This window comes from Martinezella paranaensis (genome assembly GCF_014200235.1).
In the GTDB taxonomy this organism is placed as follows: Bacteria; Pseudomonadota; Alphaproteobacteria; order Rhizobiales; family Rhizobiaceae; genus Rhizobium; species Rhizobium paranaense.
The window spans coordinates 232795-254975 of record NZ_JACHBI010000003.1; the positions used below are offsets into that span (position 1 = coordinate 232795).

A 22181-nucleotide genomic window follows, 5' to 3' on the forward strand; every position below is an offset into this window, starting at 1 on the left:
TTGTCGCCTCGTAGGCGTTCTATCGGAAGAGCTGGGAACAATGGACGACAAGTAGCGTGTCCCGCTACTTTTTCACCTGGAACGTATGTTCCGGACCCGGAAACGTCCTTGCCTTCACTTCCTCTGCATAGGCTTCTGCCGCCTTGGAAATGGTCGGCGCCAGCTCGGCAAAATGCTTCACGAAGCGCGGCTTGAAATCGCTGAAAAGGCCGAACATATCGTCCGATACTAGAATCTGGCCATCGCAGGCCGGCGACGCGCCGATGCCGACGGTCGGGATATCGATCGAGGCGGTGATTTCACGGGCGAGGGGCTCCACAGTGCCCTCGACGAGAAGCGCAAAGGCGCCGGCTTGCGCAATCACCTTGGCATCGCGCCGGATTTTGTCAGCTTCTTCGTCGGAGCGGCCGAGCGAGCGATAGCCGCCGCTCGTATTGACCTTTTGCGGCATTAGGCCGACATGGCCGAAGACCGGAACGCCGCGGCTGGTCAGGAATGCGACCGTCTCGGCCATCTCCTCGCCACCCTCCAGCTTGACGCCGTTGCAGCCTGTTTCTTTCAAAATGCGTGCCGAATTGCGAAAAGCCTGTTCCTTCGATTCCTGATAAGAGCCGAAAGGCAGGTCGACGATAACACAGGCCTTTTGAGCGCCGCGCATGACGCCTTGGCCATGGGCGATCATCATCTCCAGCGTAACCCCGACCGTCGTTTCCATGCCGTAAAGGACCATGCCGAGGGAATCGCCGACCAGAAGCAGGTCGCAATGCGGGTCGAGAAGCCGGGCGATCGGTGTCGTGTAGGCCGTGAGGCTGACGATCGGGCGCGTGCCCTTCATCGCCTCGATCTGGGTGGGTGTGGTACGCTTTGTCTGTCCGATCGTGCTCATCTCAGGCGGCCTTGTCGCTGACGGCCTGCTTGAGGCCAATGACGCGGTTGTCGAGCAGGCGGGTAGCGCCGATGCGGACGAAGAGGGCAACGAGGATAGGCTGTCCCTGCAGTCTCGTCAGCGGCTCCAGGGTTTCGGGATGGCAAACAGCAGCGACTTCGGGTGTCGCCAGCGGCTCGTTGGCGATGAAGGCGCGCAGTGCCGCCTCGAAAGCGGCTGGATCGTCGGCACCTTCTGCGTAGAGCCGCTCGGCCTCGGCCAATGCTTTCGGCACGATGACCGCGGCGGCGCGTTCTTTCTTCGAGAGATAGACGTTGCGCGAAGACAGCGCCAAGCCATCGGCATCGCGCACGGTCGGTACCGGCACGACGCGGACCGGCTGGGCCAGATCGTCCACCATGCGGCGGATGATCACCACCTGCTGATAGTCTTTCTCGCCGAAGTAAGCGCTATCGGGTTGGACGATGTTGAAAAGCTTGGTGACGACCGTGGCAACGCCGGAGAAATGGCCCGGGCGAACCGCGCCCTCCAATTCCATCCCGAGCTTCGGCACATCGACCAGCGTTTCCATCCGTCGCGGATACATATCAGCCACGGTTGGAGCGAAGAGGAAATGGACCTTGCCATCGCGCAGCATGGTGCTGTCGCGCTCAAGATCGCGCGGATATTTTGTAAGATCCTCGTTGGCGCCGAATTGCAGCGGATTGACGAAGATCGACACGACAACAATGTCGTTTTCGGCCCTGGCGCGGGCAACCAGTTCCATGTGGCCGGCGTGCAGATAGCCCATGGTCGGCACCAGGCCGATGCTTTTTCCGGCTTTGCGATAAGCGGAAAGGCGCTCGCGCAATGCGGCTATTGTGCTGATGGTTTCCATGCTGACACTCCTCCACGGACCGGCGCCGCCCAACGCCCTTCCGTCTCCCCTTTGATTTCGCGGGTTCTTCTAACGTGTGCGGTGCAAAAAGGCAATTCACGGGAGGCCCCTGCGGCCCAAGTCCATTATATGTTGCGCATATAGCTTAGCGCTTTTCTCAGCTTTTTGCTGTTAGCTGCCGGCATGGCAAAGATCATAGCATTGGCGGCATATTTTTATCAGGCGGCGGTGGCTTTCGGGCTGCTGATCGCGGTCGCGCATTTGCTGTCGCCGGCGGATTATGCCGCCTATTCGTTGTTCATTTCCATCAGCCAGTTCGCGGCGATCTTCTGTTTCGAATGGGTGCGTTTCGCCTGCAGCCGTTTCTATCCGGGCCAGGCGCCGGGTAGCGAGGCAGCGGAGCGTACGGCTTTAACCGTCGAATTTGCCGCTTGCTCCGTGATCTGCATCCTGGCTGCCCTTGCATCGACCTTCTTCGCAGTACCGAAGGAGATCGCGGTGCTTGGCGGTCTGGTGGCGATCTTTCAGGGTGGCAGCGACCTGCATCTGACTATGCTGCGTTTCCGCCAGGAGTTTCGCGCTTTTTCGCGGCTGCAGGGTTCGCGGGCCACCATTCTGGCGGTTGGCACGCTGGCTGGCGCGGCGATCATGCCGAGTTTTGCCTATGCGGTCGCCGGCCTGCTCGCAGGTTACGTCGCCTATAGCGGACTAGCAATGTTCCTGACCCGCAACAGCCTGAGAGAGGCAGCGGATCTCCAACTGCCGCTGATGCGAAAGCATTTTGTCTATGGCAGCGTTGCGGCCGGTGCCTCGGTTATCGGGCTTTTGGCGCCGCTTGGGTTGAAATCGATCCTGACGGCGGCTTTGGGCGCGGGCGGTGCGGCGGGGGCGCTGCTGGCGCTTGACTTGCTGCAGCGGCCTTTCGTGCTCATCGTCTCGGCTCTGCAGGCCATCCAATATCCCGATGTGGTCGCAACCTACGACCGCGAGGGCGCAACAGTGGCGTTCCGGCGGCAGCTCGGCGGCTACTATTCGCTGCTCACGGGTTTCACCTTGATGACGGCGGCGGGGATCTTTGCCCTGCTGCAGCCGGTCGGTCATTTCGTCATCGCTCTGAGCCTGCGCGATGGCTTTCTTCACGCGGCGCCATTGGTCACCGGCCTGTCAGTCTGCCGGGCTTTGACGCTCAACATGCTGCCAACGCCGGCGCATCTGCGCCATCGGCTGCTGGCGATCTTTCTGCTGGCCGTGGTGGATTGCGTGTTGCTCAACGTCGGCGCACTCGCGGGCGGTTATCTCGTTTCCTTCAGTGACGGCGCGCTGATGGCCGGAGCGATGATCGGGGCTCTGATCGCGATGGTGATCGGCGTGAAAGTGCTGATGGCGCTGCCCTTCGATTTTGTTTGGCAGCCGGTCGTGCTTTCAGCAGTCGGGCTCGCCGTGCCGGTGCTGGCAACAGCCGGCTTCGACTATTCGCTGTGGATTTCAGTCGGCGCCGGAATGGCCGGCGGGGCGGCCTTTTGTCTGCTTGGCCTTTACAGCTATTTCGTCAAGATGTTCCGCCGGCAGGCCGTGTCGTAACTAAAGATCTTCCAGCATGGACAGCACGCGGTCGGCGCTGCGGTCCCAGGAGAAACGGGCGACATTCTCGCGGCCCCTTTGCCGCAGGTCTTCACGCAATGCTTCGTCGCCAGCGATCCGGCGCATGGCCGCAACCAGCTCATCCTGTTGCGTTGGATCGAAATAGAGTGCGGCGGTGCCGGAGGCTTCGCGTACTGCGGGGATATCGGCGGCGAGCACCGGGCAGCCCTGCGTCATCGCCTCCAGTGGCGGAATGCCGAAACCTTCATAGAGGCTTGGGAAGACGAAAGCGGTGGCATGGCGTTCGAGAGCGGCGACTTCCGCATCGCTCAGGCGGCCGGGAAAGAGCATGTGATCGTTCGATTCGGGGCCATCCGATTTGAACACGGTCGGCGCGGTGCCGCCGACGACCACCAGCTTCTGATCGGGATCGCGCAGAGCTTCGAAGGCGCGGATGGCGAAATCGAGGTTCTTGTTCGGCTTCATCGTCCCGACCAGCAGGAAGAAGCCGTTCGTTTTAAGGCCCAGGCGCCGGATGATCGACTCGTCCGGCTCGATGGCGGCGAAATGATCGACGGCATTGTAGACGACATCGATGCCGTCGGTAGGAACATGGAAGACGGAGGCCAATTCCTTGCGCGAGAATTCCGACACGGTGCCGATCTTTGCGGTGCGGGTTAGAACCGAGCCGAGCGCGCCGTGCAGCAGGCGATAGCTGCGCTTGAAGGATTGGGGATGACGGAAGATCGTGACGTCATGGATGACCACGGCCTGGCGGCGATGCAACAGCGGGCCGCTGCCGCCGAAGCCGATCAGCCGGCCGCCGCGGGAACGGGCGAGCAGCGCCGTCTGCTCCCAGACATGGCCGGGACCGGAGCTGAAGGCGTCGACCGAGATGGCCGAGAGCCCGATATCGACGGGCGTATCGCGCGGCACGGCGAGCCGCCAGTTGATGCCCTTCAGCGCCGCCGGAACGGCGCCGGAGGCGATCTTGCGATCCAGCGCCAGTGTCAGCTCGCGGGCGAAACGTTGCACGCCCGACAAAGGCTGGCTGAGGAAACGACCGTTGATGGTGATCGACTGCACGCGAAATGTCCCAATATCTTCAATACCGGGAATAGTTTGCGCTATTTTCTTTAGGGAAGGTTTAGCTCGATAGGAGGAATTTTAGGCAAGCGCTTCTTTGCTGTCGATGATGGCAACGCCGCGTGTCCGCATTTCGTCGATCGCAGCCTCAACGCCGGCAGGATCGATGCCACGGCTAGCATCCTCGATGAAGCGGACCTTTACACCCGGCAGCATTTCAACGGCGTCCAGAGCCGAGAATTTCACGCAGTAATCGGTCGCGAGCCCGCAGAGGTCGAGCTGGGTAACGCCCTCGGCGAGCAGATGCGTGGCAAGACCGGTGAAAGCCGTGTGATCATTGTCGCGGAAGGCGGAATAGCTATCGACAGCAGGATTCTGACCCTTCTGTTGGATGAAGTCGATTCCGTCGGCATTCAGTTCGGGATGAAGCATGGCGTCTTCGGTATTTTGGACGCAATGATCCGGCCACATCATTTGCCGCTTGCCGGAGAGTATGCCCATTTCGAAGGGCTTCTTGCCGGGATGGGCGGAGGCAAAGCTGCCGTGGCCGGCGGGATGCCAGTCTTGCGAAGCGAGGACCATATCGTATTTGTCGCTGTCGATCAGCCTGTTGGCGACGGGCACCACCCGATTCCCATCGGGCACCGGCAGATTGCCGCCGGGGCAGAAACCGTTCTGGATGTCGATCAGCAGCAGTGCTTTCATGGCCAGTCTTTCCATCTTTGTTGCATTGCAACGATGCCAAGCGTTGCGCTGGGGATCAAGCTTTTTATGCTCACACTGAATATAAGGTGGGGCGCGATGGTTTTCGAGGGGCTATGCGGGCTTGTGGCTTGGGCGGTCCCCGGGAATGCTTGAAGTGCGCCGGACAATCGGGGCGGTATGTGGCGACGCGCCAGATGTCGAGGCTGCTGACGGTCCGCGGCGACATGCCGGACATCGAAGACATCTGGTGAATCTCGGGAAACAGAGGTGTTTTTCCCACCAACGTCGCTGAGGTGTCCGCGATTGACAAATGAACGCGAAGCCATAATCTGCTTTTTCAGCTCTTGCGATCATCCGTTTTTCGGAGACGAGGATAATGCTGGTGCCGTTGCCCCCGCATACAGGTCTGGCCAAGCGCATGAGAAGGTTGCTGCTGACGGGCCTTGCCGTTTTCTTTTCGGTCTGCGGAGCCAGCGCCGGGACGCTCGACACGCTTCACCAGCATACAACCCTGCGCATCGGCTACATCGCCGACGAGGCACCGTTTTCCTCCAGCAAGCCGAATGAAAAGCCGACGGGATATGCCATCGACCTCTGCGGCAAGGTCGCCGACGAAATCGAGCATGCGGTTCCGCAGTTAAAGCGCGAATATGTAGAAATGACGCTGGCCAATGGTTTCGACGCTGTCAAGAACGGTCAGATCGACCTGCTTTGTGGGGCTATCACCGTCAATCTGGAGAGGCGGAAACTCGTTGATTTCTCACAGCCAATCTTCCTGACCGGGGCGAGCGCCCTGTTGCGCAAGGACTCGCCCGACTATCTGCACGCGCTATTTCTCGACACGCCCGCCGTTCGTTCCGTCAGCCAGCGTGCCGCATCCACCAGCGTCATTGGTGTGCGCGCAAACACCACGACGGATGCAATATTGCGCGAGGCGCGCAGCATCGAGACGTCGAAAACTCGGATCGCCGATTTCGACACGCACGAAGACGGACTTAAGGCGCTGGAGGAACATAAGATCGACGCCTATTTTGCCGATCGGGTGCTGTTGATGAGCTTGGCCCAGCGCGCGCACGATCCGTCCTTGCTCGAAGTCGGCGATCGCCTGTTCACGCACGAACCATATGCAATCGCTCTGAGGCGCGACGATGCCGACTTCCGCCTAGTGGTCGACCGTGCGCTCACGGATTTTTATCTATCAGACGATTTTCTGCCGCTACTGAAGACTTACTTTGGAAGCGAAGCGCCGATGTTGCACACGCAAATCATGATGGAGCATGTACCCTAGGTCGGCGGGGCAAAGTGTATTGCGTTGACGAAGCAGATGATTGATGCGGCAGATGCCTGCAACAACCCTCAAACCCGCTCCACAAAACCATCCAACACTCGTTTCTGCCCGGCGCGATCGAAATCGATCGTCAGCTTGTTGCCTTCGATCTCCGAGACATTGCCGTTGCCGAACTTGATGTGGAAGACGCGGTCGCCGATGGAAAAACGGGAGGGTTCGGCGGAGGTGGATTTGGCGACGAGTTCGCCGTCGATGGTGCGGGTTTTGGGGCCGCTTTCGCCGTAGCCGATGCGTTCGACGGCGTGGCCGGAGCGGGAGCCCCAGTTGTCGCGGGTGGCGTCGGTCTTGTTGGCCTGGGCGCGTTTCCAGCCGGGGGTAGAATAGGAGTTGGCGAAGGGATCGGCCTTGTCGAAACGGGACTGGCCGTAGCCGCCGCGGCCGTAACCGCCATAGGATTGCTCCACTTCCGCGACTTCGACATGGGTTTCCGGCAGTTCGTCGAGAAAGCGCGAAGGGATGGTCGATTGCCAGAGGCCGTGGATGCGGCGGTTGGAGACGAACCATATGTGGCAGCGGCGCTTGGCGCGGGTGAGGCCGACATAGGCGAGGCGGCGTTCTTCCTCCAGACCGGCGCGGCCGCTTTCGTCAAGCGAGCGCTGGTGCGGGAAAAGGCCTTCCTCCCAGCCGGGCAGGAAAACGGTGTCGAATTCCAGACCCTTGGCGGAGTGCAGCGTCATGATCGAGACTGCGTCTAGATTCTCGTTCTGTTCAGTGTCCATGACGAGGGCGACGTGTTCGAGGAAGCCGCGCATGGATTCGAAACTATCCATCGAGCGGATGAGTTCCTTCAGGTTTTCCAACCGTCCGGGTGCTTCCGCCGATTTGTCGTTCTTCCACATGTCGGTGTAGCCGGATTCTTCGAGAATCTGCTCGGCAAGCTCCGTATGCGGTGTGTTTTCAAGCAGGCCCTGCCAGCGACGGAAGGACTGCACGACGTCGAACAGCGCCTTGCGCGCCTTCGGCTTCATCTCGTCCGTCTCGATGATATCGGCCGCTGCCGCCAGCATCGGAATGTCGCGCTCACGGGCATAATCGTGCAAAGCACGAACGGTGGTGTCGCCGAGGCCGCGCTTGGGCGTATTGATGATGCGCTCGAAGGCAAGATCGTCGGCCGGCTGGCAGACGAGGCGGAAATAGGCCATGGCGTCGCGGATTTCGAGGCGCTCGTAGAAGCGAGGGCCGCCGACGACACGATAGTTCAGGCCCAGCGTGACGAAACGATCTTCGAATTCGCGCATCTGGAAAGAGGCGCGCACGAGGATCGCCATATCATTGAGATTATGCTTGTTGCGCTGAAGCTGCTCGATCTCTTCACCGATCGCACGCGCTTCTTCCTCCGAATCCCAGGAGGCGTGCACTTGCACTTTGATATCGTCGGGGTCGGAGCGGTCGGTGAACAGCGTCTTGCCGAGGCGACCCTCGTTATGGGCGATGAGATGCGCGGCAGCCCCGAGAATATGTTCGGTGGAGCGATAGTTGCGCTCAAGCTTGATCACCTTGGCGCCGGGAAAATCCTTTTCGAAGCGCAGGATATTGTCCACCTCAGCGCCGCGCCAGCCGTAGATCGACTGGTCGTCGTCGCCGACGCAGCAGACGTTTTGCAGTTCGCCCTTCGGCCGCTGCGCCAGCAGACGCAGCCACATATATTGCGCCGTGTTGGTGTCCTGATATTCGTCGACGAGGATGTAGCGGAAGCGCTGGTGATAATCCTTCAATATATCAGGATTCTGCCGGAACATGTTGATCGGATGCAGCAAAAGGTCGCCGAAGTCGCAGGCGTTCAGCGTCTTCAGGCGGGCCTGATAGGCGGCATAGAGTTCGCGGCCCTTGCCGTTGGCAAAGGCGCGTGCATCGCCTTCCGGAATGTCGGCCGGGCTGAGGCCCTTGTTCTTCCAAGTGTCGATCATCCCCGCAAATTGCTTAGCCGGCCAACGTTTGTCGTCTAGGCCCTCGGCTTGGATCAATTGCTTGAGCAAACGCACGACATCGTCGGTGTCGAGAATGGTGAAGCTCGAGGAGAGGCCGACCAGCTCGGAGTGACGGCGCAGCAGCTTGACGCCGATCGAATGGAACGTGCCGAGCCACGGCATGCCCTCGACAGCGCCGCCGACGAGCAGGGCGATACGCTCCTTCATCTCGCGGGCGGCCTTGTTGGTGAAGGTGACGGCGAGGATCTGCGAGGGGAAGGCGCGGTTGGTGGACAGGATATGAGCGATGCGGGTCGTCAGCACCCGCGTTTTGCCAGTGCCGGCGCCCGCGAGCACCAGCACAGGCCCATCCAGCGTCTCGACCGCTTCCGCCTGCTCCGGGTTGAGGCCAGCGAGATAGTCGGGCCGGCGGCCGCTATCGCGCGCAGCCATGGCGCGGGCCGCAATACCGCCACCGGCGCTGGGGGCAGGGGCAGGCCGACGCGGGGCCAGGTGCTCCGGCTCCTCGTCAAAGAAGGGAATGTCGTCATGTCCGATAGTCATGCGGCTCAATGTAATGATTCTGCCCTGAAAGGCAAAAGAAACGGCCGGTAAATAGAACAAAAAGTGCACATTTCTGAGTGTTCCGGCCGTTCAATAACCGTTTGGCAGCCCGAAATCGCCGTCGCAGGAGGGGCGGCGGTTGCGCGAAGAGATGTTGGCCTCCGCATTGCGCGCGAAGGGCGGCCAAGCTCAGGGCGGTGGAATGATCGCAACCTGAACGAGATAACCATTTTCGGGTCGAGGGGCGATTTATGGTAAATTGTCTGTTTCAATTATCGCTTTATTAAGCGTGATTGCTAATCATAGGCACCTGTAACCGCTCGAGTTTCAGGCGCTGTTTTTTGCCGGGCTCAACCTTCGCCGACCTTGGTCGGCCCGCGCGCATGAGCGCCCGCGGCATGGTTCCAATGTCTCCTTGTACTTGTTGCGTATCGTTGCGTCCGGAGTTCATGTGTCGTGAGTATTTTTTCGACCTTCATAAGGGTGAGTTCCCCTGTCAATACAGCCCTTGAAGTCCTTCGAAACACACAGGCGAATCTGAATGTCGCACAGCGCCAGATGTCGTCCGGTCTGCGTGTGCAGACTGCTAAGGACAACGCCACCTATTGGACGATCTCGACACTGACGCGCACAGATATCGGCGCCGTCTCAGCCGTGCAGGACGCACTTGGGCTTGCCACGGCCACTGTCAGTACCGCTTCCACGGGCGTCAACAGCGCCATCGACATCGTCACTCAGATCAGGTCGAAATTGGTGACGGCCTACGAGGGCAGCGTCGATAAGACCAAACTCAACGACGAGATCAGCGAACTCAAGGACCAGCTTCGCAGCGTCGGCCAGTCCACGAGCTTCAACGGAGTCAACTGGGTCGTGCTCCAGGACGGTGAGGATCCGACCGAGCCGCATGAGATCCCGGGCTCCCTCATCCATCATACCGATGGCACGGTTTCGATCGGCATGCTGAATTATGAGGGTGTCAGCTCCACCAGCGGCACCATCGTATCGGCGGATGCACGATACTTGATCGACGATCAGTCAAGTGGCACCGGCGGCTATGGCGTGCTTACCTCCACCGCTTTTGCGACGGAAGCGGGAGCGGCCCAAAACTATGTGCTGATCAGCAGCCAAAACGGCGACACTAGCGGGCAGGTGCAAATCTCGCTCGACGCCAATACGACGCAGGGCGCTTTGACCGACATGGTCAACACGGTCACCGCCATGCTGAATCAACTGAACACTATTGGATCGGCTTTCGGCTCGTTGGAATCGCGTGTCAGTCTGCAAAGCCAATTTGCCAGCAATCTCAGTGATTCGCTCACCAGCGGCGTCGGCAAGCTGGTCGATGCCGATATGGAGAAGCAATCAAGCAGGGTATTGGCGCTGCAGACGCAGCAGCAATTGGGGCTGCAATCGTTGTCGATTGCCAATGCGAGCTTCGATACGTTGAGACAGCTCTTCCAGAACCTCTAATCACGTAACGCTTTGGATTTCAACGGGAATAGAGAGGGATCGGCGAAGCGAATCCTGTTCCCTGCAAGCCATAAATTGGGGAGAAAACGCTCCGGAACAAGGTGCCGGCAGATCGGCAGTGGGTAGGCGAAGATTCCGCTTCATCATATTGCCGCAATGCTTCATATCTCCTGCGGACCATCGAACCGGAGAGCGACGATTCTATGATCAAGAAATTTGCCATCCTTGCCGTCTCGGCAGCCTTTCTCAATGCATGTACGACAACTGACCCCTATACGGGCGAGCAGAAAGTATCCAACACGGCGGGCGGTGCCGCGATCGGCGCTGGCGTCGGTGCGGTTGCCGGCCTCCTCATCGGCCACTCGCCGGCATCGCGCCGCAATGCGGCGCTGATCGGCGCCGGCGTAGGCGCGCTCGCAGGTGCCGGCATCGGCAACTATATGGACCAGCAGGAATCTGAGCTGCGTGCGCAGTTGCAGGGCACGGGCGTCTCGGTGACGCGCGTCGGCGACCGCATCATCCTCAACATGCCGTCGGCCATTACCTTCGACATCGACCAGGATGCGATCAAGCCGGAATTCTTCTCGACGCTGAATTCGGTCGCGATCGTGCTTCGCAAGTTCAACCGGACGCTGATCGACGTCAACGGCCATACGGATTCGACCGGCAGCCTGCAGCATAACCAGGATCTGTCCGAACGCCGCGCCGATTCGGTTGCGAGCTACCTCGGCAGCCAGGGCATCGACCAGCGCCGCATGTCCGCCGTCGGCTTCGGCCCGAGCCAGCCGGTCGCCACCAACGCCAGCGAGGCCGGTCGTTCGCAGAACCGCCGCGTCGAAATCCAGATCGCGCCGATCACCCAGAACGGCTGATCTGACATTGGCTATTCCAACAAAACGGCCGGGTTTTGCGACCCGGCCGTTTTGTTTTCACTGCAACCCATTCACGAATGCATCGTCGCGCCCTTGGTGATCTTGTCGACGATCTTCTTGTCCGCGCGCAATGCTATGCCGACCACTTTGGCGTCCTCGGGCGCAAATTCGGAGAAGACGGCGCGATTGGCGACATCATGACCGGTCGAAAACATTTCCTCGATGAAGATCGAGGAGGTGACATTTCGCTCCAGCGACCGGCGATGAATCGTGCTCATCATCTCTTCGTCGGCGGATAGGACGATCATCGGCTGGATCGATAGCGCGTTGTAGAGGTTGCCGGCGCGGTCTCGATAGGGCTCGCCGATGACGTCAGGAAACTGACCGACAATGCCGCTCGATAGGAAGGCGGTCACGTTCAGTTTTTGCCAGGATGCAAGATTGCTTCGCAGAATGATCGCGATTTTGGTATTGAACATTGGTGATCTCTCTTATGCAGTCTGGGAATGAGCTTTTGCGCGAGGATGTTGCCGGCCATATCTTCGAAGGTCTTGAACGTTCGTGCACGATGCCGGAAGCAAACCGCATCGTATCCGCACCCGCTTATCCCGGTATCGAGCGCATTCAGGCGCAATTTCGTGGCGACGCGTTCGAGCCGCACCGGCACGATACCTATGCGCTCGGCGTCACCATCCGCGGCGTGCAGGCCTTCAGCTATCGCGGCGAGCGGCGCTACAGCCTGCCGGGCCGGGTGATCGTCCTGCATCCGGACGAGCTGCATGATGGCGGTGCCGCGACCGACGACGGATTGCTCTACCGCATGCTCTATCTCGAACCGTCGATGCTGATGCAATGTCTCGAAGCGGCGCGCATCGGCCTGCCCTTTGTCGATGATCCCGTGGTCGAGGATGATCGTCTCGCCGGCCTGCTGCTGGCAGCACTTGGCGAACTCGACCGCGAGCTGGATGAACTCTTCGTCGATGATTTCGTCTCACGGGTTGCTGCAGGGCTCGCCTCACATGCGCGCCTGCCGCAAAAGCCGTTGGGAAGCGTTGCCTGGAGCCAAGTGAAGACAGCGCGCGATTATCTGGAAGCGCATGCCATGCGTGGCGTCCGCTCGGAGGAACTGGAGCGCATCACCGGCCTCGACCGCTTTGCGCTCTCACGTCATTTCCGTGCTGCTTTCGCCACCAGCCCGCATCGCTTCCTGCTGATGCGGCGGCTGCAGCGGGCCAAGGCGATGATCGCCGATGGCGAACCGATCGCCGAAGTCGCAGCCGCCACCGGGTTCGCGGACCAAAGCCATCTGACCCGGCATTTCAAGAAGGCATTCGGCATGGCGCCGGGCGCTTGGGTTGGCATGCTGGAGACCGCAGGGGTGCCGCCGCGAGGCTAGCCGGAACCCTCCGGCAATTCTCAATGCATGCCGAGGAATTGTTTGAGCTCCGGTGTTTGCGGATTGGCGAAGACATCGCCCGGCGGGCCGATTTCATGGACGCGGCCCTGGTGCATGAAGACGACGCGCGAGCAGACGTCGCGAGCGAACTTCATTTCGTGTGTCACCATCAACAGCGTCATCCCTTCACCGGCAAGTTCGCGGACAACCGCGAGAACTTCAGCCACCAGTTCGGGATCGAGCGCCGAGGTGATCTCATCGCAAAGGAGCGCGATCGGCTGCATGGCGAGCGCCCTGGCAATGGCGACGCGTTGCTGCTGACCGCCCGAGAGTTCGTCGGGATAGGCGTCGAACTTGTGTCCGAGTCCGACACGATCGAGCATGCGCCGGGCCATCGCCTCGGCATCGTTCTTGGTGGCCTTCTTCACGACCATTTGCGACAGCATGACGTTGCGACCGGCACTCAGATGCGGAAAGAGATTGAACTGTTGGAAGATCATGCCGACCTTCAGCCGCAATGCCTTCAGATGCACATCATCGGGCAGGAGCTGCGCGCCGGCCACCGAGATTGCGCCGTCGTCGATCGTTTCCAGCCCATTGATGCAGCGCAGCAGCGTCGATTTGCCCGAGCCGCTTTTGCCGATGATGGCGATCACTTCGCCGGGCTCGACATCGAGGTTGATGCCTTTCAGTACCTCGTTCGCCCCAAAGCTCTTGCGGACTTCAGTGACCTCGATGAGCGACATTGAGTTTCCTTTCCAGGATTTGGCTGCTCTTCGACAGCGGCCAGCATAGGGCGAAATAGATGAGGGCGACGAAGCCGTAGACGGTAAACGGCTGGAACGTCGCGTTGGTGATGACCGTGCCGGCCTTCGAAAGTTCGACGAAGCCGATGATCGAGGTCAGAGCGGTGCCTTTGACCACCTGCACGGAGAAACCGACCGTCGGCGGCACGGCAATGCGAAGCGCTTGCGGCAGGATGACGTAGCGCATCTGCTGGATGTAGCCCATGCCGAGGCTGGCGGAGGCTTCCCATTGGCCTTTCGCCACGGCCTCGACGCAGCCACGCCATATCTCGGTGAGAAAGGCTGCAGACCAGAGGATCAGGGCAACGCCGGCGGCCAGCCACGCCGGCACATCGATGCCGAAGAGGCCGAGGCCGAAGAAGGCCAGAAAGAGCTGCATCAGCAGGGGCGTGCCTTGAAAGAGTTCGACGAAATACTTGACCGCGATACGCGCTGCTCGGTTTTTGCCGATGCGCAGGAATAGCAGGATTGCGCCGACGGCACCGCCGCCGATGAAGGAAACGAGCGAGAGCAGAATGGTCCAGCGTGTGGCGAGAAGCAGGCCGCGCAGAACGTCCCAGGTGGTGAATTGGATCATTGGCGAACCCTGCGCGGGAAGATCAGCCTGCCGGCGGCAGCAAGCAACTGCCGTAGGATGACTGCGAGAACCAGATAGATTGCCGTGGAAACGAAATAGGCTTCGAAGGCGCGGAAGGAGCGCGACTGGATGAAATTTGCGGCAAACGTCAGGTCTTCGGCGGCAATCTGCGAGACGACGGAGGAGCCGAGCATGACGATGACGACCTGTGACGACAGCGCCGGCCAGATGCGCTGGAGCGAGGGGACGAGGATAACGTGACGGAAGGTCTCGAATGGCGTCATAGCGAGGCTGGCTCCCGCCTCGAACTGACCGCGTGGCGTCGCCTGAATGCCGGCACGAATGATCTCGCAACTATAGGCGCCGAGATTGACGACCATCGCGAGGTTGGCGGCGGCGATCTCGTTCATGTGAATGCCGGCGGCGGGCAGGCCGAAGAAGATGAAAAAAAGCTGGATCAGGAACGGCGTATTGCGGATCAGCTCGACATAGGCCGCGACGAAGGGCTTGAGCCAGCGCGGACCCAGCGCACGCGCCCAGGCACAAGCGATGCCAACGGCGATACCAACGACCGCACCGACGATAGTCAGCTCTATGGTGATGAGAATTCCCTTGATCAGAACGGGATAGTATTCGGCAAGCCAGCCGAAATCGAAGTGATAGCGCATAAGAGAGTGCCTCGCTCGGCCGGCCTTGCCATATGGAGATGGCAAGGCCGGTACTTCGTGGATCAGAAGCCGGCGGGGAGGTCGGCGCCCAGCCACTTCTGCGATATCTTGGTCAATGTTCCATCGGCCTTGGCGGCGGCGATAATGTCGTTGACCTTTTTCTGCAGGGCGGGCTCGTTTTTGTTCAAGCCGATGAAGCAGGGCGAGTTCGTGATGAGGAATTTCATCTCCGGCTTCTTTGGCGGGTTCTTGGCGAGAATGGCCGCGGCGACAACATTGCCGGTAGCGATCAGGTCAACCTGGCCCGAGAGGAAGGCGGAGATGGTGCCGTTGTTGTCTTCGTAGCGCTTGATCGTCGCGTCCTGCGGCGCGACTTTCGTCAGCGCCAGATCCTCGATGGCGCCACGAGTAACTCCGATCGTCTTGCCGGAAAGATCTTCCGGCTTGGCAGCCGTCACGTCGGCGGGACCGAAGACGCCGTTGAAGAAGGGTGCGTAGGCATCGGTGAAGTCGATCACGGCCTGGCGCTCGGCATTCTTGCCGAGGCTCGAAATGACGAGGTCGACCTTGTTCGTCTGAAGGTAGGGGATGCGATTGGCGCTGGTGACCGGCACAAGTTCGATTTTCACGCCGAGCTTTTCGCCGATCAGGTTTGCCATGTCGATATCGTAGCCCATGGGCGCCATATCCGCCCCGACGCTGCCGAAAGGAGGAAAATCCTGAGGAACGGCGACACGGAGCGTGCCCCGCGAAGTAATGTCGCTCAAGGCGTCTGCCCGGGCTGCGTGCGGGCTCGAAAGTGACCCCATCGTCAGCATCGCCATACCGAGTGCCATGAGCAATTGTCTGCGCTTCATCGAATGTCCTTCCAATCGTGGCTATGTCAAAGCTGCCGGGCAAAACGCAAGTCATGTGCCAGTCGCGGGAGAGCATAATTTCTCGTCAAGCGCGCAGTTTTTGCGGGCGCTTTGTGCTGCGTAAATCGAATTATGCTCAAAAAAATTGCAGATCTTACACTTCGCCTAATCTGCCATCGCCTATCGATGACAACGCCTGGCCGTATTTCGTTTCCTTCGATATCCCTCGCTGGACAGGCCGGCTGTTGCCCCATACAACCCATGCAGGCGAGGGAGATCGATGCGATGGCTTTGATGGGCATGATGGCGGGCAGGGGTCGCGAGGCCGGTATCGCACTGGCGAATTTTCGTGCTGGTTTTAGGCCGCGCCATGCGCTCGCCGTCGCTGCATCGTCAGCCGCTCTTCTTGCAAGCAGTCCCGCCTTTTCCCTGCAAGTCGAAGGACATGAAGCCTTTATCGTCGACCGCTGTGGGGGCGATTATGACTGCAAGGATGTGAAGCTGGTGGTGCTCAACGATAAGCACGACAAGGCGGATATCTATAGCGGCAATGAGGTCAACGGCCATGAGGCGGACGGTTCGCCGAGCCATGTTTCCGGCTATGCGTTCAAATACAATGGCGGCAATCTCAGCATATCCCAGGACGGCACTCCGTCGCAGCTCAACGGCAAGGCCAGCGACGTGAAGTTCAACAATGGCGTCGCGTTCGAATCGGACAAAAACTACGTCTATATCTACAGCGCCTGCAATGCAGACGGCGCGAGCAGTGTTGCGGGCATCACGACTTCTTGCGACCTGAACTATATCGGCGTCGACAAGAAGACATCGAACGCCATCCAGATCGGCGGCCACTATGCGCCCTTGGCTGCAGCGCCGGCGGGAGGTGCCGATCTCTGCAAGGCCGGCGTGATGGCCGGACAGTTTTCGTTTCTCAACAACGGCTACGAATATCGTCTTGCGAGCGACCTCTGCCAGCAGGGAAAAAGCACGCTCGCGATCGTTTCCAACAATGTGGTGAAGTCGAGTTTCGATCTACAGATGCGGCCGCTCGCTGGGAGCAATTGAAGCGGATCGATTTGACGTCGCTGATATAGCCGCTTTGCGGAAACGCGGGTTGTTTTCGTGACTGGACAGCGCCGCCCTGATGTCCCATAGAACCGCGAAAAGGGTTAACATCCCTTTAGGACTTGCGAAGGGAGATCGGAAAGATGGCTCTGGCTGATGCGAAGGCGGGGATACGCAACGAGGCGGGCATTGCTGCCGTGCTCGGCATCCTGAAGCAGGCCTTCGGCGAGCGTTTCCAGACCGGCGAGAGCTTTCGAGCCCAGCATGCCCACACGACCACCTATATCCCGGCCCAGCTACCCGACGCCGTGGTTTTCGCTGAGACGAGTGAGGATGTGCAAGCGGTCGTCAAGGCTTGCGCCGCACACAAGGTGCCGGTGATCGCCTTCGGCACGGGGTCTTCGCTGGAGGGGCAGGTGAACGCGCCGCAGGGCGGAATTTCGATCGATTTCAGCCGGATGAATCGTGTGCTTGAAGTGAATGCCGAAGATCTCGATTGCACGGTCGAGCCTGGCGTGACCCGCGAGCAGCTCAACAATTATCTGCGCGATACCGGCCTGTTTTTCCCGATCGATCCCGGCGCCAATGCCTCGATCGGCGGCATGGCCTCGACGCGTGCCTCGGGCACGAATGCGGTGCGCTACGGGACAATGAAGGACAATGTGCTTGCCGTAACCGCGGTCACCGCCAATGGCGAGGAGATCCGCACCGCCCGCCGCGCCAGAAAATCCTCCGCCGGCTATGACCTGACCAGACTCTTCGTCGGTGCCGAGGGAACGCTGGGGGTCCTGACCTCGGTGACGTTGCGCCTGCAAGGCATTCCGCAGAAGATCGCCGGCGGTGCCTGCGCCTTTCCGAGCGTGAAGGCAGCATGCGATGCGGTCATCATGACCATCCAGATGGGCGTTCCTGTCGCTCGCATCGAACTCCTGGACGCTGTCCAGATGCGGGCCTGCAATCGTTATTCCGGCTTGACCTATGACGAGCAGCCGACCTTGTTCCTGGAGTTTCACGGTACGGACGAGACGGTCGCGCTGCAGTCAGCGCAATTCGCCGAGATCGCAGCCGAATGCGGTGGCGGTGAATTCGCCTGGACCAGCAATCTCGAAGAGCGCAACAAGCTATGGAAAGCGCGTCATGACGCCTATTGGGCGTCGCGGGCTCTGGCGCCGGAACTGGCGGCATTGTCGACGGATGTCTGCGTGCCGATCTCGAAACTTGCCGAATGCGTGGCGGCAACTCAGGCTGATATCGAGGAGCATGGGTTGCTGGCGCCGATCGTCGGTCATGCCGGCGATGGCAATTTCCACGTCCTGGTGCTCTTCGATGACAAGACGCCGGAAGGTATCGCTGTCGTCGAGGCCTTCGTTGCGCGCCTGAACGCACGGGCGCTTGCGATGGAGGGCACCTGCACCGGCGAGCATGGGGTCGGGCAGGGCAAGATGTCGTTTCTCGAGCAGGAGCTTGGCGGCGCCGTCGATCTGATGCGCCAGGTCAAACAGGCGCTCGATCCCGACGCGATTTTCAACCCCGGCAAGATATTCCATGTTCATTGAAAAATGGAATATTGCCAAGATCTTGGCTTGCCCCCGGCGTGAATGGCGTTAGGCTAGACCATCCCGTTTTCATATGGCGTCATGGAAAGCGGTGAAGATGCCCTAGATTTGCAGCATGGTCCAAAAATTGCGAAGCAGTTTTCGGATAAGGAAGCAGGCTTAGGCTGAAGATCTGGAATGTCTTTTGCGTGTCCGCCTCGCTATGTGGCGCCTTGATATCGTAATTGGAATGCTGAATGGAGACGGTGTGCATTGTTAGGTAGGGTCCTGGTTTTTCTGGGGGGAGTGCTCGTAGTAGTGCTGTTCGTGGCGCTGCTTGCTCCGCTCTTCATAGACTGGACCGATTTTCGCAAGAATTTCGAGGATCAGGCGAGTCGGATCATCGGCAAGAAGGTGACCGTTCATGGCACCGTCGACGCTCGCCTTCTGCCTTTTCCTTCCGTGACATTGCATGATGTCCGCGTCGGCCAGGAAGCCGACGGAACACCGCTGGTGCAGATCGCCCAATTCTCCATGGATGCCGAGCTGGCGCCATTTCTCTCCGGCGAAGCTCTGATTTTCGATATGCGCATTTCCGAGCCGAAAGTGCGTCTGCGACTGCTGAAGGATGGGACGCTCGACTGGATGCGTGGCAGCCAGCCGGAAATCCCCGCCAAGTCGGTGGTGCTCGAAGGCGTGCATGTCGATGGTGGCGATATCCAGTTCATCGATGAGCAATCCGGCCGCACCCGGCACATTACCGGCCTCAACGCGCAAATGTCCGCCCGGTCGCTAGCAGGCCCCTGGCGAATCGATGGCGATGCGGCGCTCGACGGCGAGCATGGCAATTTCAGCATCTCCAGCAGCCAGCCTGACGATTACGGCGTCTTGCGCGTCCGCACCAGATTGCTGCCGGACCGCCATCCCATCAACGTCGATCTCGACGGCGAGTTGAAGCTGGTCCGCAGCAAGCCGGACTATATCGGCATGTTCACGGCGGGGATTGAGGACAAGCAGACACATAAGCCCGCCGACGAGCAGGTTCAGCCTCGCGTCAAGGGTCGCTTCGAGCTTACCAATGAGCGCATACGGATTCCGGAATATCGCCTCGAGGTGGGGGCGGCGGACGATCCCTATGTGGTGACCGGGGAGGCGACGCTGGACACCGGCACCAAGCCGGAGTTCCTGCTGACGGCCGACGGCCAGCAGATCGATGTCAACCGCCTCGGCAATACTCAAGGCACCAACGGCAAGACCAACCGCAATCCCACCATTTCGGCGCGCCAGCGATTGAACAGCCTGATTGCCATTGCCGCCGAAATCCCTGTGCCGCAGGTGCCTGGCAAGGCGACTTTCCGCCTGCCGGCAATTGTTGCCGGCGACACGACCATCCGCGACGTGCAGCTTGACCTGGAGCCGGCCGGAACCGGCTGGAAGATCGATCATGCGATCGGCATGCTGCCGGGTCGCACCCAGGTCGAGGCCAGGGGCAATTTGATGCTGCAGGGCGATCCAAATTTCAGCGGCAATATCGTCGTCGCTTCCAACCAGCCATCCGGCCTGGCATCCTGGCTGGTGGGTTCGGTCGATCCGGCGATCCGGCAGTTGCGTCAGGCCGGTTTTTCCGCCGATGTCAGCCTGCGCCACGAGGAGCAGCGTTTCGAAAATCTTGAAATCGCCGTCGGCTCTGCAACGCTTAAGGGCCAGCTCGACCGGCAGGCGCCGACCGATAATCAAGCGCCGAGGCTCGCCGTCGATCTTAGTGGCGATGCGCTTGATCTCGATGCGCTAAGGGCACTCACAAGCCTGTTTACCGGCCAGGATGCCGGCGAAACATTGCTCGATCACCGGATTACGGCGCATCTGAAAGCGGATCAATTTGCGGCTTTCGGCGTGCAGGCCGATAATGTCGAGACGTCGTTTTCGATCGCCGATGGCGCGCTGACGCTCGACAAGCTTGCCGTGCGCAATGTCGCCGGGGCCGAGATTACCGCAACCGGCCGTGCCAACGGTTCGCTACTGGACTACAAGGGTTCTGGCGAAATCACCTTCAAGGCGGCCGATCCCGGTCCCTTCTTCGATATGCTGAGCCAGCATCTGCCGCATCATCCGGCGATGGACCGGCTTGTGCGAAACGCTGCCTGGTATGGGAATACGGCCCTTCGCGGCGCGCTGACGCTTGGCGGGGACCAGGCCGATGGACTGGCGGTAACGCTTGCCGGCGTCTCCAACGGCAGCCGCGTCAATCTCGACTACCGCATGTCCGACCTGTTGGCGCTGACCGGAAAAGGGACGACGACGCTGGAGGCGACGCTCGAGAATTCCGTGACCTCGATTCTGTTCGGACAGGCGGGCCTCGATCCGTTGCCCGTCGAAGCCGATGCCAATGGCCGCCTGACGCTGAAGGTGACGGCAAACGGCGCCGATCCGGCGGATGCGGCGCTGACCTTTGCCACCGACAAGACGTCGTTTACCGCGAATGGCAAGGTCGACGTGCGTCCAGCCACCTTCCTTAACGGCAAGATCGCGCTATCGCTCGAGAGTGCGGATATCGATCCCTATTTCGTCATGAACGGCATCGGCATACCGCAAATGGGCACGGGCTTGCCGGTCAAATTCCAGGCAAACGCTGCGCTCGATGCCGACAAGGTCGTTTTTTCCGATATGAAGGGCCAGCTTGCCGACAACAATGTTTCGGGCGCGCTCACCTTCGACCGCAAGGCACCGAATATCAAGGCGACCGGCGAGCTGACGCTCGACAAGGCCGATCTTGGCTGGCTCGGCGAGGCGATCTATGGGCCGATCACGGATGCGACGACAGGCAACCTCACCAAAGCCAAGCTTGGGCTGCCGATGTTCAGCGGGCTTGATCTCAACGTCAAGCTTTCGGCCAAGCAGTTGTGGCCGGGTATCTTCGGCCCGATCTCGGGTTTCAGCACGAATGCCGCCTATAAGGGCGAGGAGCTGCGGCTGAACGACATTGCCGGTGCCTGGAACGGCGGCACGCTTGGCGGCAATTTGATGTTTGCGAATTCCGACGGTACGGGGCTGATGCAGACGAAGCTCAACCTGACCAACGCCGACCTTGCCGCCGTCGCCTGGCAACGCGATGGCGCGCCGCTTGCCAATGGCCGCTTTGGCTTGGGGCTGAGCATGGAAGCCAGCGGCAAGAGCCTGGGGGAACTGGCCGCCAACGCCAGCGGCTCGGGTGAGATCAAGCTTGGCGATACGCATGTCCGCGGGCTCAATCTCTCCGTCTTACCGCCGTTGTTGTCGGCGACGGACCAGATCCAGGGTGATATCACGGCCGACAAAGTGCTGCCGATCGTGCAGACATTGCTCAACAATGGCGAGGCGGCGCTGCCGGCCATGAGCATACCGTTCAATATTTCGACTGGTGTCATTCGCGCTGCCAATATCAGCACCGGCAATGAGCTGGCGAAGCTTTCGGGTAATGCCGAGATCAGCCTGGCGGACGAACGCATCCGCGGCTCGCTCGGCATTGATTTCAATGCCGGCAACGAGGCGCTGAGCGGCGCCGAACCGGCACTGCGTCTCAATTTCGCCGGTCCGTTGGCGACGCCGGGGCGGACGATGGATGTGACGGATATCACCAGCTTCTTGTCGCTGCGCGCATTCGAGCGCGAGCGTCAGCGTGTCGAGCGGCTTCAGGCAAGCGTGTTGGAAAAGCAGCGGTTGCGGCGTGAGGTGGCGCTTTACAAATATACTGCCACTGCGCGCGAAGCCCAGCGTCAGCGCGATGCGGCAATCGATCAGCAGCGTCGCGCCGAAGAGCAGCGTTTGAGGGGGCTGGCGCGTCAGGCGGCCGCGGAAAAGCAGGCTGAAGATGCAGCCAAGGCGAAGGCCAATGCGGAAGCCCGCGCGAAGGCGGAAGCGCAGCAAGTGCCCGTTCTCAATGGACAGGTGCCGCAGACTGGTGGGCCGCTGAACTTCAACAATCTTCCCGGCATCGCCCGGTAG

General features: G+C 60.3%; 18 protein-coding genes. 8 read left to right on the top strand and 10 right to left on the bottom strand.

The features are described 5' to 3' along the window. Window positions 1-64: 64 nt before the first annotated feature. Together panB and panC are read right to left on the bottom strand one after the other, a co-directional pair. The gene (gene panB, locus GGD50_RS10015; protein WP_107108439.1) at window positions 65-886 is read right to left on the bottom strand and encodes a 3-methyl-2-oxobutanoate hydroxymethyltransferase; all 822 of its coding nucleotides are present in this window, start codon (window positions 884-886) and stop codon (window positions 65-67) included. 1 nt (window position 887) lies between these two features. Next, window positions 888-1763, bottom strand: a complete 876-nt coding sequence (panC, locus tag GGD50_RS10020; RefSeq protein WP_107108438.1) for a pantoate--beta-alanine ligase — start codon at window positions 1761-1763, stop codon at window positions 888-890. 183 nt (window positions 1764-1946) lie between these two features. Between panC and GGD50_RS10025 the strand changes: the two genes are divergently transcribed. After that, window positions 1947-3344 (top strand): polysaccharide biosynthesis protein, encoded by a 1398-nt coding sequence (locus GGD50_RS10025; protein WP_107108437.1) that lies wholly within the window; start codon window positions 1947-1949, stop codon window positions 3342-3344. Here GGD50_RS10025 and GGD50_RS10030 read toward each other — a convergent pair whose 3' ends face one another. Further along, the gene (locus GGD50_RS10030) at window positions 3345-4430 is read right to left on the bottom strand and encodes a glycosyltransferase family 4 protein (RefSeq protein WP_107108436.1); all 1086 of its coding nucleotides are present in this window, start codon (window positions 4428-4430) and stop codon (window positions 3345-3347) included. Between the two features lie 81 nt (window positions 4431-4511). Next, window positions 4512-5135 (bottom strand): bifunctional nicotinamidase/pyrazinamidase, encoded by a 624-nt coding sequence (gene pncA, locus GGD50_RS10035; RefSeq protein WP_107108435.1) that lies wholly within the window; start codon window positions 5133-5135, stop codon window positions 4512-4514. A 376-nt stretch (window positions 5136-5511) separates the two neighbouring features. Between pncA and GGD50_RS10040 the strand changes: the two genes are divergently transcribed. Next, window positions 5512-6423, top strand: coding sequence for an amino acid ABC transporter substrate-binding protein (locus tag GGD50_RS10040; RefSeq protein WP_245407472.1), 912 nt, complete (start codon window positions 5512-5514; stop codon window positions 6421-6423). Window positions 6424-6491: 68 nt separating this feature from the next. Here GGD50_RS10040 and GGD50_RS10045 read toward each other — a convergent pair whose 3' ends face one another. Beyond that, a complete protein-coding gene (locus tag GGD50_RS10045; RefSeq protein ID WP_107108434.1) occupies window positions 6492-8954 on the bottom strand; it encodes an ATP-dependent helicase in 2463 nt (820 codons plus the stop codon). 456 nt (window positions 8955-9410) lie between these two features. Here GGD50_RS10045 and GGD50_RS10050 point away from each other — a divergent pair, with 456 nt between their 5' ends. Then, window positions 9411-10424 (top strand): flagellin N-terminal helical domain-containing protein, encoded by a 1014-nt coding sequence (locus GGD50_RS10050; RefSeq protein WP_107108433.1) that lies wholly within the window; start codon window positions 9411-9413, stop codon window positions 10422-10424. A 203-nt stretch (window positions 10425-10627) separates the two neighbouring features. Continuing rightward, a complete protein-coding gene (locus tag GGD50_RS10055; RefSeq protein ID WP_107108432.1) occupies window positions 10628-11296 on the top strand; it encodes a YiaD family glycine zipper/OmpA-like lipoprotein in 669 nt (222 codons plus the stop codon). Window positions 11297-11367: 71 nt separating this feature from the next. Here the strand turns inward: GGD50_RS10055 and GGD50_RS10060 are convergent, their stop codons facing one another. Then, entirely contained in the window at window positions 11368-11775 is a 408-nt protein-coding gene (locus GGD50_RS10060) for a DUF2000 family protein (RefSeq protein ID WP_107108431.1), read from the bottom strand. 14 nt (window positions 11776-11789) lie between these two features. On the opposite strand from GGD50_RS10060, the gene GGD50_RS10065 reads away from it, so the two are divergent. Continuing rightward, window positions 11790-12692 carry an AraC family transcriptional regulator gene (locus GGD50_RS10065; RefSeq protein WP_414124046.1) on the top strand — a complete coding sequence of 301 codons (903 nt, stop codon included), beginning with the start codon at window positions 11790-11792 and terminating at the stop codon, window positions 12690-12692. A 20-nt stretch (window positions 12693-12712) separates the two neighbouring features. Here GGD50_RS10065 and GGD50_RS10070 read toward each other — a convergent pair whose 3' ends face one another. From GGD50_RS10070 to GGD50_RS10085, 4 genes are all read right to left on the bottom strand, one after another. Further along, window positions 12713-13438: an amino acid ABC transporter ATP-binding protein gene (locus tag GGD50_RS10070; protein ID WP_107108429.1), complete on the bottom strand. Its 726-nt coding sequence runs from the start codon at window positions 13436-13438 to the stop codon at window positions 12713-12715. Further along, on the bottom strand, window positions 13416-14075 hold the full coding sequence (locus GGD50_RS10075) for an amino acid ABC transporter permease (protein ID WP_107108428.1): 660 nt from the start codon (window positions 14073-14075) through the stop codon (window positions 13416-13418). The genes GGD50_RS10070 and GGD50_RS10075 overlap by 23 nt, the downstream gene beginning before the upstream one ends. Further along, window positions 14072-14743 carry an amino acid ABC transporter permease gene (locus GGD50_RS10080; protein WP_107108427.1) on the bottom strand — a complete coding sequence of 224 codons (672 nt, stop codon included), beginning with the start codon at window positions 14741-14743 and terminating at the stop codon, window positions 14072-14074. Before GGD50_RS10080 ends, GGD50_RS10075 begins: the two co-directional genes overlap by 4 nt. A gap of 62 nt (window positions 14744-14805) precedes the next feature. Continuing rightward, the gene (locus GGD50_RS10085) at window positions 14806-15579 is read right to left on the bottom strand and encodes a transporter substrate-binding domain-containing protein (RefSeq protein ID WP_245407479.1); all 774 of its coding nucleotides are present in this window, start codon (window positions 15577-15579) and stop codon (window positions 14806-14808) included. Window positions 15580-15885: 306 nt separating this feature from the next. Between GGD50_RS10085 and GGD50_RS10090 the strand changes: the two genes are divergently transcribed. From GGD50_RS10090 to GGD50_RS10100, 3 genes are all read left to right on the top strand, one after another. Beyond that, window positions 15886-16665: a hypothetical protein gene (locus GGD50_RS10090; RefSeq protein WP_107108425.1), complete on the top strand. Its 780-nt coding sequence runs from the start codon at window positions 15886-15888 to the stop codon at window positions 16663-16665. 143 nt (window positions 16666-16808) lie between these two features. After that, window positions 16809-18221, top strand: a complete 1413-nt coding sequence (locus GGD50_RS10095) for an FAD-binding oxidoreductase (RefSeq protein ID WP_107108424.1) — start codon at window positions 16809-16811, stop codon at window positions 18219-18221. A 252-nt stretch (window positions 18222-18473) separates the two neighbouring features. Beyond that, window positions 18474-22181 carry an AsmA family protein gene (locus GGD50_RS10100; RefSeq protein WP_107108423.1) on the top strand — a complete coding sequence of 1236 codons (3708 nt, stop codon included), beginning with the start codon at window positions 18474-18476 and terminating at the stop codon, window positions 22179-22181.

Bases quoted from the DNA above. Each gene is read 5' to 3' on its own strand.
- panB (WP_107108439.1), bottom strand. From the start codon at position 886: ATGAGCACGATCGGACAGACAAAGCGTACCACACCCACCCAGATCGAG.
- panC (WP_107108438.1), bottom strand. From the start codon at position 1,763: ATGGAAACCATCAGCACAATAGCCGCATTGCGCGAGCGCCTTTCCGCT.
- GGD50_RS10025 (WP_107108437.1), top strand. From the start codon at position 1,947: ATGGCAAAGATCATAGCATTGGCGGCATATTTTTATCAGGCGGCGGTG.
- pncA (WP_107108435.1), bottom strand. From the start codon at position 5,135: ATGAAAGCACTGCTGCTGATCGACATCCAGAACGGTTTCTGCCCCGGC.
- GGD50_RS10040 (WP_245407472.1), top strand. From the start codon at position 5,512: ATGCTGGTGCCGTTGCCCCCGCATACAGGTCTGGCCAAGCGCATGAGA.
- GGD50_RS10045 (WP_107108434.1), bottom strand. From the start codon at position 8,954: ATGACTATCGGACATGACGACATTCCCTTCTTTGACGAGGAGCCGGAG.
- GGD50_RS10055 (WP_107108432.1), top strand. From the start codon at position 10,628: ATGATCAAGAAATTTGCCATCCTTGCCGTCTCGGCAGCCTTTCTCAAT.
- GGD50_RS10060 (WP_107108431.1), bottom strand. From the start codon at position 11,775: ATGTTCAATACCAAAATCGCGATCATTCTGCGAAGCAATCTTGCATCC.
- GGD50_RS10065 (WP_414124046.1), top strand. From the start codon at position 11,790: ATGCAGTCTGGGAATGAGCTTTTGCGCGAGGATGTTGCCGGCCATATC.
- GGD50_RS10070 (WP_107108429.1), bottom strand. From the start codon at position 13,438: ATGTCGCTCATCGAGGTCACTGAAGTCCGCAAGAGCTTTGGGGCGAAC.
- GGD50_RS10075 (WP_107108428.1), bottom strand. From the start codon at position 14,075: ATGATCCAATTCACCACCTGGGACGTTCTGCGCGGCCTGCTTCTCGCC.
- GGD50_RS10080 (WP_107108427.1), bottom strand. From the start codon at position 14,743: ATGCGCTATCACTTCGATTTCGGCTGGCTTGCCGAATACTATCCCGTT.
- GGD50_RS10085 (WP_245407479.1), bottom strand. From the start codon at position 15,579: ATGGCACTCGGTATGGCGATGCTGACGATGGGGTCACTTTCGAGCCCG.
- GGD50_RS10090 (WP_107108425.1), top strand. From the start codon at position 15,886: ATGGCTTTGATGGGCATGATGGCGGGCAGGGGTCGCGAGGCCGGTATC.
- GGD50_RS10095 (WP_107108424.1), top strand. From the start codon at position 16,809: ATGGCTCTGGCTGATGCGAAGGCGGGGATACGCAACGAGGCGGGCATT.